This window comes from Methanobacterium spitsbergense (assembly GCF_019931065.1).
Lineage (GTDB): Archaea > Methanobacteriota > Methanobacteria > Methanobacteriales > Methanobacteriaceae > Methanobacterium_B > Methanobacterium_B spitsbergense.
Window position 1 is genome coordinate 143728 of the sequence record NZ_JAIOUQ010000007.1, and the last position, 14979, is coordinate 158706.

General features: G+C 34.3%; 16 protein-coding genes. 6 read left to right on the forward strand and 10 right to left on the reverse strand.

Annotated features, from left to right (window positions below; all coding sequences use genetic code 11):
• Positions 1 to 42 precede the first annotated feature (42 nt).
• The 3 genes from K8N75_RS06375 (at position 43) to K8N75_RS06385 (ending at position 3401) form a co-directional block, all read left to right on the forward strand.
• Positions 43 to 1515 carry an MDR family MFS transporter gene (locus K8N75_RS06375; RefSeq protein WP_223791256.1) on the forward strand — a complete coding sequence of 491 codons (1473 nt, stop codon included), beginning with the start codon at positions 43 to 45 and terminating at the stop codon, positions 1513 to 1515.
• Positions 1516 to 1638: 123 nt separating this feature from the next.
• Positions 1639 to 2460: a 4-hydroxy-tetrahydrodipicolinate reductase gene (gene dapB / locus K8N75_RS06380; protein WP_223791257.1), complete on the forward strand. Its 822-nt coding sequence runs from the start codon at positions 1639 to 1641 to the stop codon at positions 2458 to 2460.
• 269 nt (positions 2461 to 2729) lie between these two features.
• On the forward strand, positions 2730 to 3401 hold the full coding sequence (locus K8N75_RS06385) for a 2,5-diamino-6-(ribosylamino)-4(3H)-pyrimidinone 5'-phosphate reductase (protein WP_223791258.1): 672 nt from the start codon (positions 2730 to 2732) through the stop codon (positions 3399 to 3401).
• A 9-nt stretch (positions 3402 to 3410) separates the two neighbouring features.
• On the opposite strand, the gene K8N75_RS06390 is transcribed toward K8N75_RS06385, so the two are convergent.
• Both K8N75_RS06390 and K8N75_RS06395 read right to left on the reverse strand, forming a co-directional pair.
• On the reverse strand, positions 3411 to 3578 hold the full coding sequence (locus K8N75_RS06390) for a hypothetical protein (RefSeq protein ID WP_223791259.1): 168 nt from the start codon (positions 3576 to 3578) through the stop codon (positions 3411 to 3413).
• Positions 3579 to 3605: 27 nt separating this feature from the next.
• The gene (locus K8N75_RS06395; protein WP_223791480.1) at positions 3606 to 4274 is read right to left on the reverse strand and encodes a histidinol phosphate phosphatase domain-containing protein; all 669 of its coding nucleotides are present in this window, start codon (positions 4272 to 4274) and stop codon (positions 3606 to 3608) included.
• A 568-nt stretch (positions 4275 to 4842) separates the two neighbouring features.
• Here K8N75_RS06395 and K8N75_RS06400 point away from each other — a divergent pair.
• Positions 4843 to 5736, forward strand: coding sequence for a pantoate kinase (locus tag K8N75_RS06400; RefSeq protein WP_223791260.1), 894 nt, complete (start codon positions 4843 to 4845; stop codon positions 5734 to 5736).
• A gap of 5 nt (positions 5737 to 5741) precedes the next feature.
• On the opposite strand, the gene K8N75_RS06405 is transcribed toward K8N75_RS06400, so the two are convergent.
• The 8 genes from K8N75_RS06405 to purC all read right to left on the reverse strand — a co-directional run bounded on the left by K8N75_RS06405 (position 5742) and on the right by purC (position 11774).
• Complete coding sequence (locus tag K8N75_RS06405; protein ID WP_223791261.1) at positions 5742 to 6542, reverse strand: DUF7839 domain-containing protein; 801 nt, start codon at positions 6540 to 6542, stop codon at positions 5742 to 5744.
• A gap of 18 nt (positions 6543 to 6560) precedes the next feature.
• Positions 6561 to 7961 (reverse strand): single-stranded-DNA-specific exonuclease RecJ, encoded by a 1401-nt coding sequence (gene recJ, locus K8N75_RS06410; RefSeq protein ID WP_223791262.1) that lies wholly within the window; start codon positions 7959 to 7961, stop codon positions 6561 to 6563.
• A gap of 42 nt (positions 7962 to 8003) precedes the next feature.
• Positions 8004 to 8279: a signal recognition particle subunit SRP19/SEC65 family protein gene (locus K8N75_RS06415; RefSeq protein ID WP_223791263.1), complete on the reverse strand. Its 276-nt coding sequence runs from the start codon at positions 8277 to 8279 to the stop codon at positions 8004 to 8006.
• Positions 8280 to 8329: 50 nt separating this feature from the next.
• Positions 8330 to 9118 (reverse strand): uroporphyrinogen-III synthase, encoded by a 789-nt coding sequence (locus K8N75_RS06420; protein ID WP_223791264.1) that lies wholly within the window; start codon positions 9116 to 9118, stop codon positions 8330 to 8332.
• Positions 9115 to 9852, reverse strand: coding sequence for a uroporphyrinogen-III C-methyltransferase (cobA, locus tag K8N75_RS06425; protein WP_223791265.1), 738 nt, complete (start codon positions 9850 to 9852; stop codon positions 9115 to 9117). The genes K8N75_RS06420 and cobA overlap by 4 nt, the downstream gene beginning before the upstream one ends.
• A 142-nt stretch (positions 9853 to 9994) precedes the next feature.
• Positions 9995 to 10645, reverse strand: a complete 651-nt coding sequence (gene purQ / locus K8N75_RS06430; protein WP_223791266.1) for a phosphoribosylformylglycinamidine synthase subunit PurQ — start codon at positions 10643 to 10645, stop codon at positions 9995 to 9997.
• 3 nt (positions 10646 to 10648) lie between these two features.
• Positions 10649 to 10903 carry a phosphoribosylformylglycinamidine synthase subunit PurS gene (gene purS / locus K8N75_RS06435; protein ID WP_223791267.1) on the reverse strand — a complete coding sequence of 85 codons (255 nt, stop codon included), beginning with the start codon at positions 10901 to 10903 and terminating at the stop codon, positions 10649 to 10651.
• Between the two features lie 124 nt (positions 10904 to 11027).
• Positions 11028 to 11774: a phosphoribosylaminoimidazolesuccinocarboxamide synthase gene (gene purC, locus K8N75_RS06440; RefSeq protein WP_223791268.1), complete on the reverse strand. Its 747-nt coding sequence runs from the start codon at positions 11772 to 11774 to the stop codon at positions 11028 to 11030.
• Positions 11775 to 12416: 642 nt separating this feature from the next.
• On the opposite strand from purC, the gene K8N75_RS06445 reads away from it, so the two are divergent.
• Together K8N75_RS06445 and K8N75_RS06450 are read left to right on the forward strand one after the other, a co-directional pair.
• Positions 12417 to 14201, forward strand: coding sequence for an FAD-dependent oxidoreductase (locus K8N75_RS06445; RefSeq protein WP_223791269.1), 1785 nt, complete (start codon positions 12417 to 12419; stop codon positions 14199 to 14201).
• Positions 14201 to 14977 carry a succinate dehydrogenase/fumarate reductase iron-sulfur subunit gene (locus K8N75_RS06450; RefSeq protein WP_223791270.1) on the forward strand — a complete coding sequence of 259 codons (777 nt, stop codon included), beginning with the start codon at positions 14201 to 14203 and terminating at the stop codon, positions 14975 to 14977. Before K8N75_RS06445 ends, K8N75_RS06450 begins: the two co-directional genes overlap by 1 nt.
• Positions 14978 to 14979 lie beyond the last annotated feature (2 nt).

Here is a 14979-nt window from a genome sequence, read left to right on the forward strand (position 1 = left end):
TAAACGTATTATCTATAGAAATAGGCCACAAGAGTGAAAATTATGAATTATAAAAGCCAATATGACCTAACTAAAGATCAGATAAACATGATTATGGCGGGATTGATGGTTGGGCTTCTTGTAGCTGCATTTGATTATTCAATCATGGCAATAGCTATGCCTAAGGTTATTAATAGTCTACACGGCATGGAATATTATGTATGGCCATTTACATCTTATATGTTGTCTTCAACCATCGCAATAATCCTTTTTGGTAAATTATCGGATATTTACGGTAGGAAACATATTTTGATTGCAGGGATCATCACATTTGTTATAACTTCCGTCATGTGTGGTTTTGCAACCAATATGTTTCAATTGATCCTATTTAGAGGACTTCAGGGAATTGGTGGGGGAATTTTAATATCCCTACCATTTATAGTGGTTGGAGAAATTTTCAGCCCCAGAGAACGGGCCAAATATATGGGGATACTCGCATCAGTTTTTGGTCTTGCAGACGTTTTGGGGCCAATTATTGGTGGTGTAATTACAGATTCCTTCGGTTGGAGATGGGTGTTTTTTATAAATGTTCCAGTTGGGATCGCTGCTGTAACCATGATTCTTTATTCGCTTCCAAACTTTAAATTGCCAGATGTTAAAAAGATCATAGATTATTCTGGGATTATCACCTTTACATTAGCTTTAAGCACAATTTTCTTTGCAATAACACTTGCAGGAGATATTAATAAATATCCGCTAGATGAGATGGCTGTACTCATTGTATTTTCAATATTCATGTTTGCATTGTTTGTATTGGCTGAGAAAAAAGCAGTAGAACCTATTTTGCCTTTAAATCTTTTTAAAAATTCAATATTTAATGTATCATCATTAGAAAGTTTTATAGCAAGTGCATTGATGTTTAGTGGGATAATTTATGTCCCATTATTTGCACAAGGTGTTTTAGGTATGAGTGCTACAAATTCTGGACTTATAATGATTCCTATGTTTCTAAGTCTTACAATAACCTCAATAATCACTGGACAAATCATATCAAAGACAGGAAAATATAAAAATCTTGTCATTGTTGAATTTGTTATAACAGGAATAGGGGTTATACTTCTTGCTACAATGAATGTGAATACACCATATTATCTGTTATTAGCATATTCAACTGTCCTTGGTATAGGTTCGGGAATGGCTTATAACATATTCAATGTAGCAGTGCAGAACGCATTTGCCCTTCGAGAAATAGGTATTGTAACAGCTTCTATGCGGTTTTTCAGAAATGTAGGCACTATAGTATCCGTTCCAATATTTGGATACATAATGAATTTCACTTTAGGAAGTTCAAACGCAGTTACATTGAGTAAAACTCAAGCTTTGGTACTATCTATCCAGAATATTTTCATTGTAGCTATTTTATTATCATTTGTAGGGCTGGTTGTTGCATTCTTCCTTAAAGAAATACCTTTAGGGGAGAATATGCTTATGACTCAAGAAGAAGTTAGTGAAGGACAGCTAGAAAAAGCGAAATAACTTCTTTTTATTTAATTTTATTCCTCATAGTCATTATTAAAATATAATTCTATTAGTATTGATAACTGAATTAAATAATTGTAAATCAGGATTTATTTAAAATTATAAATGGAGATTGATAAAATGATTAGAGTAGCTGTAACAGGCGCAGGTGGAAGAATGGCTTCCAAAATTATTAAATCCATACTTAAACAGGAAGATATGAAAGTAGTTGCAGCTATAGGGACACCAAATACTCCTTTTGAAGGAAAGGATATTGGTGAAGTAATAGGTGTAGGAAAGATTGATGTTCAAGTAAAAGGTGCCCAGAAACTTGCTGAAGTTTTAAAAGAAAAGAAACCAGATGTTCTAGTTGATTTTACTAAAGCAAATGCAGCTGTGGATACAATCAAAACTTCTGCAGATTGTGATGTTAATGTAGTTGTAGGTACAACTGGATTTTCAGAAGAACAAATGGATGAAATAGAAAGATCTATCGAAGGAAATAAGATAAAAGCAGTTATTGCTCCAAACATGGCAGTAGGTGTGAATGCGTTCTTTAAGATCATTGAAGACCTTGCAAAGATTCTTAATGATTATGATATTGAAATAATAGAAGCTCATCATAAAAATAAAGTGGATGCCCCTTCAGGAACTGCTGTTAAAACTTATGAAATTATAGCTGAGGCACTTAGAAAAAATAAAGATGAAACTTATGTCTATGGTAGGCAGGGAATTGTAGGTGCACGAACTTCTGGAGAAATAGGAATGCATGCAGTTCGTGGAGGGGATATCGTTGGAGATCATACCGTACTTTTTGTCGGCGAAGGAGAGCGAATTGAAATTGTCCACAGAGCACATAGCAGACAAGTATTTGTAACAGGAGTAATTAAATCAATAAGATATGTTGTTGGAGCTTCTGAAGGAAAAATAAGTGACATGGGGGATGTTTTAGGTATAAAATAAAATGAAGATACCTTTTTTTTAAATTTAATAATTTATATTAAATAAGTTAAATTATGAGTAAAAAAATCAGCTTAGAGTCTGATAATTTATCTTATCTATTTTTAAATAGGGCAATATGATTTTGATCTAATTTAAAGAGTTTAGCAAATTATGATTAAAATCAAATTTTCAACAAACCTAAATGTAATATCATTAAATTTACCGCAGTAGTAAATAAAGATAATAAACAATATACTTACAAATTCAAAAATACTGTGTTGTGGATAAAAATGACAACAGAAAACATTAAAAAACCATATGTAATTCTGAACTGTGCAATGACCCTTGATGGGAAAATAGCAACTAAAACAGGCAGTTCTGAGATATCGGGTAAAATGGATCTATTGCGGGTTCATGAACTTCGTAAAGAAGTCGATGCTATAATGGTAGGGATAAATACTGTGTTAGCCGATGATCCAAAACTCACAGTTCATAAATTTCAGGCAAGTCCAGAAGATTATCCATTGAGAGTTGTTATTGACAGCAAGGCTAGAACACCACTCTTTTCAAGGGTTTTAAATTCGGATGCTCCAACAATAATTGCAGTTTCAGAGATTGCTGATTCTGAAAAAATTGAAAAGTTGGGTGAAAAAGCAGAAGTAATTGTTTGCGGCAAAAATCATGTTGATCTTGATTTACTAATGGAAAAACTTGCTTTAAAAGGAGTTAAAACACTTATGTTAGAGGGAGGATCAACTCTAAATTACTCAATGATAATTGGAGATCTTGTATCTGAAGTGCGTGTTTGCATAGCTCCAATGATAGCAGGGGGAAAGGAAGCTAAAACACTTGCAGATGGTGATGGAGTCCAATACATGAAGGATGCTGTAAAACTCAAATTAAAAAAAAGTTACAATTTGGAAGAAGACCTAATTTTAGAATATCAAGTTATCTCCCAATAAATTAATTTGCTAAGGTTTTTTCATTATCATATAAACTCCAGTTGCTGCTAAACCAATTGCAACTAACCAGATTAAAATATCAAAGAACTGTGGTATTGCATATTTTACGACAACTATTAAAAGTGCAACGATTATGTAACATACTCCGAGTATTGTATTGTTCATACTTCTGTTCATAAATCCACCTCATGTATTTCTAATGATCTATTTTAACAAACCTTTTTTTCTGAGAATCCTCTCAGGATTATCTTTTAAAGCTTTTTTTATCTCTTTATCCTGTAGTCCTGTACCTAAACCTACTTTATAAGCCATTTCATAGGATATAAGATCTCCAGGCATATGTGTATCTGTGTTAATAACCAGATCTGCCCCTACATCATTTGCCAGTTTTGCAACATGTCCATTTCCAAGACAATGTCCTCTTCTGGAACTTATTTCCAGAGCAATACCATTTTCCTTGGCAATTTCTACTTCTTCAACTGTTATAAGGCCGGGATGTGCGAGGATATCTACTTCGGGACAGTTAACTGCACTCCAGTTAGTTCCTTCTATCACAGGTTCAACAATTGTTTCACCATGTACAACAACAATTTCTGCACCAAACTTCCTTGCTTGATGGGCAAGTTTATCAATAATTTCGGCTGGTGCATGGGTTATTTCGGCTCCTGGAATGATTTCTATGTCCCAGTTGTCCCTTATGTCTATAACTGCATTTATTACTTTACCAACACACTCAATATTCGATGCATCAACATGGTCTGTTATTGCAACAGCACTGTGATTTAATACCTGAGCACGTCGTGCTATTTCTGATGGTAAAAGTTCACCATCGCTGAATATACTGTGTGTGTGGAGATCTATTCTTTTTTTAATATGGAATCCTCCATTACTTCTATTTGATTATTTATGGGTTATTCTTTTCAGTCGAAAAGGTTAGCACATTTTTCTCATGTTTGAATAGGATCTTCATGATATACTAAACTTTTGATTATTCTTTCATAAAATTATATCTAACAATTCTAAACTTATTTGTAAAATACATGAATTTCATATAAAACATTATTTTATTGTTTAAAAAGTTAAGGTCAGTAATAATGTGATCATTTGAAATATGTGCTTCCATTGGATTTCAACACCAACATTTTCTTTCTTTTCAATTGAAATATTTAAAATTAATTAGAAATAGAGGATATTATCTGAATTTAAGAACAGTTTGTAGTTTGAATAAAAAAGCTTATGAGAATTATTGATGCTTAGATAATATTAAACTGTTAATTACTTTTCAAACCAATGGTAAAGTATATTTTCAGTTTCAAAATTACCTTAATTACTTTAATAAAACTATGTGTCTTGTTGGAGACTTGGGTTTTCCTGGAACAAGTAATATCCCTATAAAAAAGAATAAAGGTATCCAATTCATAACTATATTGTAGTGATAAAAATGAAATGTTCTATTTTCGCACCATCTCATATAACTGGATTTTTTGAAATAATTGATAATCAAAACCCATTAAAGAGAGGATCCTGTGGTGCTGGTGTAGCAATGGATAAGGGTGTAATTACCAATCTTAAAATATTTGATAAGAATTCCTCAGATAGTTTAAAGACTAGTGTAACCATTAATGGGGAGGAAGATGTTAGAAATACTACCATAACCTTTAAAACAATTGAGATTATGGAAAGGGAATTTAATATTAGTAAACTCGTTGAGGACAAGTCAATCAGTATTGATCATGTATTAGAAGTACCCATAGGTGCAGGATTTGGAACCTCAGCAGCATGTGCACTTGGAACTGCCCTTTCAATAGCAAAGATTCTTGAACTAGATATAACCTATAATAAAGCCACAAGCATAGCTCATCTTGCAGAAATTGAAATGGAAAGCGGATTGGGGGATGTGATTGCTGAGGTAAATGGGGGTATCACCTTAAGAATAAAAGAAGGAGCTCCAGGATTTGGCGTAACAGACAAAATGATATTGAAAAAGGATTTATATGTAATATGCAAGAGTTTAGGAGGTATTGAAACATCAGAAATAATCGGTGATCCAATCCACAAAAAAAGAATCAACAACACAGGCAGAAACATGTTAAGCATGTTATTAAAAAATCCTGTTCCCGAATTTTTCCTTAAACTATCAAATAAATTTGCAATGGAAACAGGACTTCTTAGTACTGAAGTATCCGACATTATAAATATTCTCCAAGAAGAAAGTATGGGTGCATCAATGGCAATGCTTGGAAATACTGCATTTGCACTATCTGAAACACCAGATACAACTCTTGATAACGTTATAATTTCTAAAATTGATTCTTATGGATGTAGATTCCTTTGAATCCATTATTTTTGAAATTCTTCCAGTGAAACATTTTCTATCTTATATCTCAATCCTTCATGTTCTAATTTTTTTGTCAAACTCTTACTCATTTTTCCAACAGCAAATACCAACACATTAAGTCCCCTTTTTGCAGCTGCAACAGTTGCATATGGAGTTGCGAATTCAAAATCAGTTTGGATTCCAATTTTGTTTGTCACAGCTCTTGAAACTGTGCCCATGATTCCAATCCTATCAAATCCACGTGCATAAATTTCTTCGATTTCTCCCATGTTGCATGCCCTGGACCCTCCTTCGTTAATGGTTGGGACCTGTATTATAACCACATGTCCGGGTTGGAGTTTAATTGTACCTCCAAGTTTAATAAGGGCAACATCATCCCCCTTAGAAGCTGAATTTAAAACTTCAGCATGGGCAGATTTTTTTTCTTTTCCAGCATATAATGTGCCTTTATCCATTTCTAACCATACTGTTTCACCAGTTTTCATATTTTCCCTGGCTAATGCAGGCCATACTGATTTATAAGTATTCATGGTATCCAGTACATTATCTGCATATTTACTAAGGTTTACAGCCTCATTTTTAACCTTTTCAATGCCTCGTTTGGTTATCTTATATCTGGCATTACCCATACCTGTTTCAACGAAGCCATCATCAACAAGACTTTTTATATTTTCTGAAACAGCCTGCACAGTAATATCAAGCTTTTTAGCTATATCCTTCTGTCTTAGATGGGGTTGTTCTCTTGCTATCTCTGCAAGTATTTGGAATCTTGTGAGTTCGCCTTTTTTCTTGAAAACCTTCATGGTTTACTCCCCACTTATTTAGATCAATCCTTTCAAACTTTCATCAAGGAGGTTCAAAAATTTATCGGTACTGCCCTCAGGTATATACGCTCCACAGGCAACAGAATGTCCTCCTCCTGTTCCACCAACTTTCTTTGCAACCTTTCTAATTAAATTTCCAAAGTGTATACCATTGTATGCAAGTAATCTTGAACATCGTAATGAAACTTTTATTCCTTCCTTGTCTTCTCCAATTGGTGTAAAACCTATAATTGGTTTCCTCCAATCACCATAACTTAATATCATGCCTGCTATGGTTCCGATTACTTCACTCTTTATTTCACTTCCTTCAAAGTACTGTATATTGTTGAGGGGGATTATTCTGTCGTCTCCCCTTATCCAATTCATTTTTTGAGCAAGGTAACGACGGTGTCCGAGAGCAAGATGTTCCATTTCATCAAGTCCCGCACCTCTGTCTCCTTTTAATACGTTTAATGCAACTTTATGGTGGTTATGTCTTCCACATGCATTAACAGCAGTTGAGAATTCACTAGCATCCCTAAGTGGGGAATATTTTTCTTCTTCTAAAAACTCATATGAATCTCCAGATATTAATTTTGGTACGTATTTAACATATTTGGAAGGAACTTCCAAACTCAACATACGGACCAGCTCGGAAAATAACCTGCCCTTTTCTTCAACACTCAAATCACATAATGATCTGTGTTTTCTACCATTTTTAGTTGGAATATCAAGTTTATTTAAAAGAAGAAGGCATTCTGTTTTATTATTGGTTATTGGTAGATTCACATCTCCAAAATAGGATAATGCAACAAATATTGGTCGGGTTTGTCTTCCATAGATTGCAAGATCGTTTTTTGATTCAACCAATTGATGTTTAATGCTTTCATTGAGTATACCATGGTTTATACCAACCATTTTTCCATTAAAACTGTTTTGCATATCTCCAACAGCACTTAAAACACCCATCCAGCTTAGATCTTGAAATCCAAATGTTCTTGCAAGGAGATAGCTCATTCCTCCACCCGAAATTTCATAGGATCCATCAATATTATGGAAATGTGGATTTAATTCTACTAGTTCTCCATTCATTGATTGTCCCATCTTCCTGATTGGTGGGTGATGGTCAAGGATCAGAGTTTTTGATGCGGAGGTACAAAATTCGGTCAGATCTTGTCCAGATCCGAGATCAGAAAATATTGTAAGTTCATTTTCTGCTTTAAGATCGTCTATCTTATCAAGACTTATAAATTCTATTTCATGATCCTTATCAAGCCTATCAAGCATTGAAGATAATATAGCACCTGCTGTAACACCATCACAGTCTATATGGGTATATATTTTAATGTCTTCGGATTTCTTAATCAATTCATGTGCTTTATTAAAGGATAAGTTCATTGAATTATCAGATTCAAGCATGTTAACTCCGTTCTAGGGTATTAAAAATAATTTTTATTATAGTTATTTTGATCGGGTTCCCTTAATCATATTACTAATTTTGATCAGGATTTCCTTTTTGGGCATTGTCTTATCCACTGTAACTCTTCCTGAGATTTCCCACCAGGATCTAGAATATGATTTATTTTTATCTACTTCAGGATTTAAATCAAGCTTTTCAGCTGCCTTTGAAATTTCTCGAATCTTAGGAGAACTTACAGCATGTTCTATTGAAATTTTTCTTCCTTCATGTTTAGTTTTCTTTGAATCAATGTAAACTGGCCAAATTATTGCTTTCATAATAAAACTCACCTGAAATATATTATACAATATTAGTTTTCATCATTTTATTAATTCATATAATTCATTAACTTTTCTAGCATAGCTTTAACAGTATATTCCTCAGGAATCAAAACAGGAATACCCTGTTCTTTCAGGGGTCTGGCTGTAACAGGACCTATTGCAGCTACAGCAACATTCCCATTCCTAAACTTTTCGAGTAATCTCTCCTTATCCTCTTCCTTAGCAATTTCTAGCAAATTTTGCACGGTTAAAGTACTTGTAAATGTTACCGCATCAATTTTTCCGTTGATTATGTTTTTTATTAAATTTTCAACGTTATCTTTATTTTCTGGAAGTTCGGATTTGTAGGCTTCGGCAATGAAAACATGCGCACCCATTTTTTCCAGTCCCGCTGGAAGTGAATCCCTTGCAGATAATGTTCTGGGGAGTCCTATAAGTTTATTATTGAGTTCTAATCCTTGATAAACCTCCAGAAGCCCTTCTGCAGTATAATCCTCTGGCACCATATCTACTTTTAAGCCCTTTTCTTCCAGGAATTTCCCAGTTCTGGGACCTATTACAGCTATCTTACAGTCAGGACTAAGTCTCTCTTTAAGATCATTACAATGTTTGAATAATGATATAATTGCTGTTGGGGAAGTGAATATTAACCAGTCAAGCTTTCCTGCCATTTTGCACAAGTTTTTTAGAGACTGGGAATTTGAAACTTGGAGTTCCAAAGTAGGTGCAATAAATGCCTTTCCACCATGTGCTTCAACAATGTTCACGGCTTCAGCAATCCTTTCAGCAGGACGTGTTATACCTATTACTTTTCCCTCAAATTCATTACCCTTCATTTACCTTCAACCTTTTCGAGTTTAGCCTTTTTAAGTAAAGATTCCTTAAAAACATCCACTACCTTACCTACAATTACCAATGCAGGAGTGTTTATATGATTCTGAGTGATATCTTCGAGTGTTCCTGTTATAATTCTCTGATCTGGAGATGTACCATTTTCAATAACGCAGACAGGAGTTTTTGGATCTTTGTACTTCATTATTTCCTTGGTGTTTTCTTCCAGTAGTCCAATACCCATAAGAATAATTATAGTATCTGCTTTAAAATCCCATTTAACCTGTTTGTTAGGCTTTGTAGGGTCTTCATGTCCTGTAACTATTGTTAATGAAGTTGCAATACCTCTGTGTGTAACTGGAAGTCCTGAAGATGTGGGTACACCAATGGCAGAAGTGACTCCTGGAATGAATTCTACACATATCCCTTCTTCTAACAAAGCCAGCATTTCTTCTCCACCCCTACCAAATACAAATGGGTCTCCACCCTTTAATCTAACAACATTTTGGTGTTTTTTACCTTGATCAATGAGTATTTGGTTTATTTCGTCTTGTTTTTTGTAATGTTCTCCTGCTTTTTTACCTACATAAATGAGATCAGCATTTTCTGCATACTTTAAAATTTCATTATTTGCAAGTCTGTCGTAAATTACCACGTTAGCTTTTTTTAGGGCCTTAACGGCTTTAAGAGTTATAAGGTCTGGATCTCCAGGTCCAGCACCAACCAAATATACTACCATGTTTTCACCTTGGATTTTTAAGTTTGATTATTTGAATCAATAAATAATTAAATTAATTTTAAGGGCATAATAACCTTAAAAAAAATCATATACCTTCTTATATTACAATCAATATGCTATAGTTTCATAAAATGGGATGGCTTCAATATTTAATCATTCCACTAAAGAATTTTAAACCGTCATCAGATCCTAAAATAGTTTCTGAAGCTCTTTCAGGATGGGGCATGACTGCACACACCAATCCCTCTTCATCACATACTCCTGTAATGGCTTCCATTGACCCGTTTGGATTTTCGGATTCAAATGAAAGTATTATCTGATCATTTTCATGTAGTTTTTTAAGATTTTCGGTATAGTAACGACCTTCAGCATGGGCTATTGGCATATTTATTACTTCATTCTTCTTGTACATACTTGTAAACGGTGTTCTGGTACTGTTAACCTTGAGTTCTGTCCATTTGCAAATGAATTTGGCATTCTGGTTTTCAGTAAAAACACCGGGCACCAGTCCAACCTCTGCAAGTATTTGGGCACCGTTACATATTCCAAGAACAGGTTTTTCCTCTTTAACACAGTCTTTAATGCCATTTATCACAGGGGTGATTGCTGCTATGGCTCCTGCACGGAGATAATCTCCATAAGAAAATCCTCCAGGTATCACTATGCCTTCAAAGTCTGAAAGATCTCTTTTGCTCCACCAGATATATTCTGGTTTGGCCCCTGCAAGTTCAAGTGCATGGAAAACATCCCTATCACAGTTTGACCCAGGAAATCTTATTATCCCAACTTTCATCTTTTATTCCTCTTTTGGAGATATTTTAATGGTATAATCGTGGATCACAGGATTGCAGAGTAGTCTCTGGCACATTTCATCCACTTCTTTTTTAACAAGTTCCTGATCTGATCCTTCAATTGTAAACTTAATCATGTCAACTGTAGCTGTATTTTCTACATTATAATCAAGTAAGGCCAGCGCTCTCTGTATAGTTGCTGCTTCGGGATTTAACATACCATTTTTCAGACTAATTTTAACCTCTGCATCATATTTCATTGCATCACCATTTCTTTTTTTGGAATTAACTAATAAATTTAAATTCGTCTATTAAGATATCTGATCCCTAATTAAATATCTAAAAATATTTTTTTTTAGAATCATACTCTTAAAATTTGTTTGTTTAAAGATTGATATTCCATTTTTCCTTATCTTCATTGCTGAGTATCATAGATGCGACTTTCATGTAGGCATCCATAACACCTGATTCACCCTTTCTAAACAAATCCTTATCAAGAACTTCCCATGTTTTTGAGTCCCAAAATCTGCATGTATCTGGACTAATCTCATCTCCCAGTACTATATTCCCCTGGGAATCAAAACCATATTCAATCTTAAAATCAGGGAATAGGATATCTCTCTCCAAGAGGAAATCCTTTAATATAGCGTTGATTTTAAGGGTAATATCTCTTATACCATCAAGTTCTTGTTGTGTTGCAAGACCTAAGGCAATAGTTATGGAATCGTTTAACATGGGGTCATGATATTCATCGTTTTTATAGTCCATCTGTATTACAGGTGGATTTAATTCCTGTTTATCGGTGAATGGAAATTTTTTTATAAGGCTTCCTGCTGCTATATTTCGAGTTATAACCTCTAGAGGTATCATATCTAATTTTTTGCATAACATATAACCTGGTTTAATCAGTTCTATGTACTGTGTTTTAATTCCAGATTTTTCTAAAACTTCAAAAAACTTTGAAGAGATCACAGAATTATAAAAACCCTTTTTAACAAGGCTTTCACTTTTAATCCCGTCTCCGGCAGTTATATCATCTCTGAATTTAACTATAACTTGTGTTGGATTGTCTGTTTCGTACACGTCTTTTGCTTTACCAGCGTATATGAGATCTCCAATTTTTGAATTCATTTTAAACTCCATTAATTCTTTAATATTTTTTATAAAAACTATCCAATGAACAGAATGTTTATAATAATTTTGCTTTCTGTTTTTACTAATTATTACTAGACACTTCTAATTGAAAAACACTCACTTTTTAATTAGAGATAAGTCTGTAGGATTATATAAAAACTTCGTAGGAAAAACATATATTTGATAATTGGAGTTTTAACTTATGAATACCATCATAAATTGGATATAAAATCTTATTTTTCACTATTTTAATTTTTAAATAGATATATTTGATTAATAATTTATAAAAACATTTAATTACACTTAAATAACTTAATTAAATACATATCGGATATTTAATACGACTACAATGTGCTATTGATTGTTAAATAAAGTTCACTTTCATATATCTGATTTTGTGAAGTTAACCTTGAGGAATAAATAACAAATTCAAAAATTATTAATTCTCCAAATTATAAATTAAACGAATATAGAGTTTAAACATGGAGTTCCATTTAAAAAAACAATTTTCATTATATTAAAAATATAATATGATACTAATAAGTCATGATTTAGTAAAATAGAATTGTATATCCATCAAAAAGTAATAAGGAGTAATAAATTTGTCCTTTTATTGTCTATAAATTTAGATCTAATTATTTGGGAGGGGTTAACGTTATTGTAACTAAATCTTTAAACCATGATGATGCAAAGGAAAAGAGCGGTTCAATCCCACAAGCAACCATTCATAGTCATGAAGTAATAATAATTGGTGGTGGATTAACTGGGCTCAGGGCAGCTATCCAAATAGCAGATGCCGGGCTCAATGGGGCTATTATTTCAAAGGTCCATCCTTTGAGATCCCACTCTGTTGCTGCTCAAGGAGGAATGAATGCTTCTCTTGGAAATGTTCCGGGAGAAGACGGTAAAAATGATAGTTGGGAAATGCATGCCTATGATACTGTCAAGGGATCAGATTATTTAGCAGATCAGGATGCAGTTGAACTAATGTGTCGTGAGGCAACTTCAACAGTGATAGAACTTGAACACATGGGAACGGTGTGGTCTAGACTGGAAAACGGAAAAATAGCTCAACGTCCATTTGGAGGGGCAGGATTTCCTAGAACTTGTTATGCTGCCGATCGTACTGGTCATAATGCTCTTAACACATTATATGAACAGTTATTTGATAGGGATATCCCCGTATATGAGGAATTTTTTGTAACATCACTGGTGCAGGATAGGGGGAGATGTAATGGATGCACGGCCATTGATATTAAGACAGGAAATGTACATGGATTTGTTTCAAAAGCAGTTCTTATGGCTACAGGAGGATTTGGAAGAATATTCAGCAGATCAACCAATGCCCTAATAAATACAGGAGATGGTCATGCACTTGCACTAAATGCATGTGTGCCTTTGAAAGATATGGAATTTGTACAGTTCCACCCTACAACCCTTTACGGTACTAATATTTTAATGAGTGAAGGGGCACGTGGTGAGGGAGGAATTCTTTTAAACAGTAATGGGGAGCGGTTCATGGAACATTATGCACCCAACTCATTGGATCTGGCACCTCGTGATGTTGTGGCAAGATCAATTGAAACTGAAATTAGAGAAGGAAGGGGATTTGATGGAGGTTATGTTAATTTAGATTTAACTCATTTAGGTGCGGATCGTATTATGGAACGGTTACCAGGGATACGACAGATAGCTATGGATTTTGCAGGAGTTGATCCAATCGATGATCCAGTTCCAGTTCAACCAGGCCAGCACTACTCAATGGGCGGAATAGACGTTGATATTAATGGAGCTACAATATTACTGGGATTGTATGCTGCAGGCGAATGTGCATGTATTAGTGTACATGGTGCTAACAGGTTAGGAGGTAATTCACTGCTTGAAACTGTAGTATATGGAAGATTGGTTGCTGATAAAATTATTGAAGATAATCCGATCCATTTAGAACAAGACATCGAACCTATAAAGTTGGCCATAATTGATATTGAAGATAAAATAGGCGATATAATGGATCGTAAGGATAATGGAAACTTTTTTCGGGTAAAAAATGCCATTACCGACATTATGTTTAATAAATTCGGAATATTTCGTGATTCTGATGGAATGGATGAGGGACTTGTTGAGATTAAAAATTTACAGGAACAATTTTCCAAGCTTTCTCCAATTAATAAGGAGAAACCTTTTAATCAGTCACTCATACAGTTTTTAGAAGTTGAAGGTATGCTTAAATTAGCAGAAATTATCGCACTCAGTGCCATTGAGCGAAAGGAAAGTCGAGGTTCTCATACTAGGATAGATCATCCTGAACGTGATGATGTAAACTTTCTTAAACACACAGTTTCAATTTTAAATGGTGAAGAAGTCGATATTACATATAAACCCGTCATTCTTGGAATGTTTGAACCAAAGGAGCGTGTTTACTAATGAAACTAAAGGTTTACAGATACCATGAAGGAATGAAAGAACCTCGCTATGATACATTCAAACTAAAATCAGATCCTAGTATAACTGTATTAGGGGCTTTATTCCAATTTCAACAGGAATTTGATGATTCTATTGCATTTCACTATTCATGCAGGGGTGCTGTATGTGGAACATGTGCAATGCTCATAAATAAAGTGCCAAGGCTTGCATGCAGAACACAAGTAGCATCATTAATCCAGGGTGAACTCAAAATTCCATTATCAGAATTCCCTGCTATTGAAGAAACTGTAAAATGGAATCCTGAAGAAGAAATTTTAGTTGAACCGCTTCCTAATTTTCCTGTAATCAGGGATCTAATAGTTGATACAACATCATTTTTTAATTACTATAAATTTGTGGAACCCGTGTTTAAACCAGCCGACAAAACACCTGAAAAAGAAAGATTAATGGATCCATCAGCAATACCTGAATTAGAGTTATACACCAACTGTATATTATGTGGTGCATGTTTTGGTTCATGTCCAATAGATGGAAAGAATCCAGATTATTGGGGGCCTGCTGCACTTGCGAAACTATACAGATTCCACATTGATCCAAGGGAAAAAAAAGGAACAGACAGACTTGAACTTGCCAATATTCCGGAGGGATGGTGGGCATGTGAATTTTATGGAAATTGTCGCAGAGTATGCCCCAAAGGGGTTCCTCCTCTTATTGCAATTGCCAAGGCTCGAGAACAATTAAATGATATAAATGAGAAGAAAGAGGAGGAACCATAAAT

Excerpts from the sequence above, each read along its gene's own strand:
- purS (WP_223791267.1), bottom strand. The coding sequence starts at position 10,903 with ATGAAATATGATGCAGAGGTTAAAATTAGTCTGAAAAATGGTATGTTA.
- cobA (WP_223791265.1), bottom strand. The coding sequence starts at position 9,852 with ATGGTAGTATATTTGGTTGGTGCTGGACCTGGAGATCCAGACCTTATA.
- K8N75_RS06400 (WP_223791260.1), top strand. The coding sequence starts at position 4,843 with ATGAAATGTTCTATTTTCGCACCATCTCATATAACTGGATTTTTTGAA.
- K8N75_RS06450 (WP_223791270.1), top strand. The coding sequence starts at position 14,201 with ATGAAACTAAAGGTTTACAGATACCATGAAGGAATGAAAGAACCTCGC.
- purQ (WP_223791266.1), bottom strand. The coding sequence starts at position 10,645 with ATGAAAGTTGGGATAATAAGATTTCCTGGGTCAAACTGTGATAGGGAT.
- K8N75_RS06415 (WP_223791263.1), bottom strand. The coding sequence starts at position 8,279 with ATGAAAGCAATAATTTGGCCAGTTTACATTGATTCAAAGAAAACTAAA.
- K8N75_RS06375 (WP_223791256.1), top strand. The coding sequence starts at position 43 with ATGAATTATAAAAGCCAATATGACCTAACTAAAGATCAGATAAACATG.
- K8N75_RS06405 (WP_223791261.1), bottom strand. The coding sequence starts at position 6,542 with ATGAAGGTTTTCAAGAAAAAAGGCGAACTCACAAGATTCCAAATACTT.
- K8N75_RS06390 (WP_223791259.1), bottom strand. The coding sequence starts at position 3,578 with ATGAACAGAAGTATGAACAATACAATACTCGGAGTATGTTACATAATC.
- purC (WP_223791268.1), bottom strand. The coding sequence starts at position 11,774 with ATGAATTCAAAAATTGGAGATCTCATATACGCTGGTAAAGCAAAAGAC.
- K8N75_RS06385 (WP_223791258.1), top strand. The coding sequence starts at position 2,730 with ATGACAACAGAAAACATTAAAAAACCATATGTAATTCTGAACTGTGCA.
- recJ (WP_223791262.1), bottom strand. The coding sequence starts at position 7,961 with ATGCTTGAATCTGATAATTCAATGAACTTATCCTTTAATAAAGCACAT.
- dapB (WP_223791257.1), top strand. The coding sequence starts at position 1,639 with ATGATTAGAGTAGCTGTAACAGGCGCAGGTGGAAGAATGGCTTCCAAA.
- K8N75_RS06420 (WP_223791264.1), bottom strand. The coding sequence starts at position 9,118 with ATGAAGGGTAATGAATTTGAGGGAAAAGTAATAGGTATAACACGTCCT.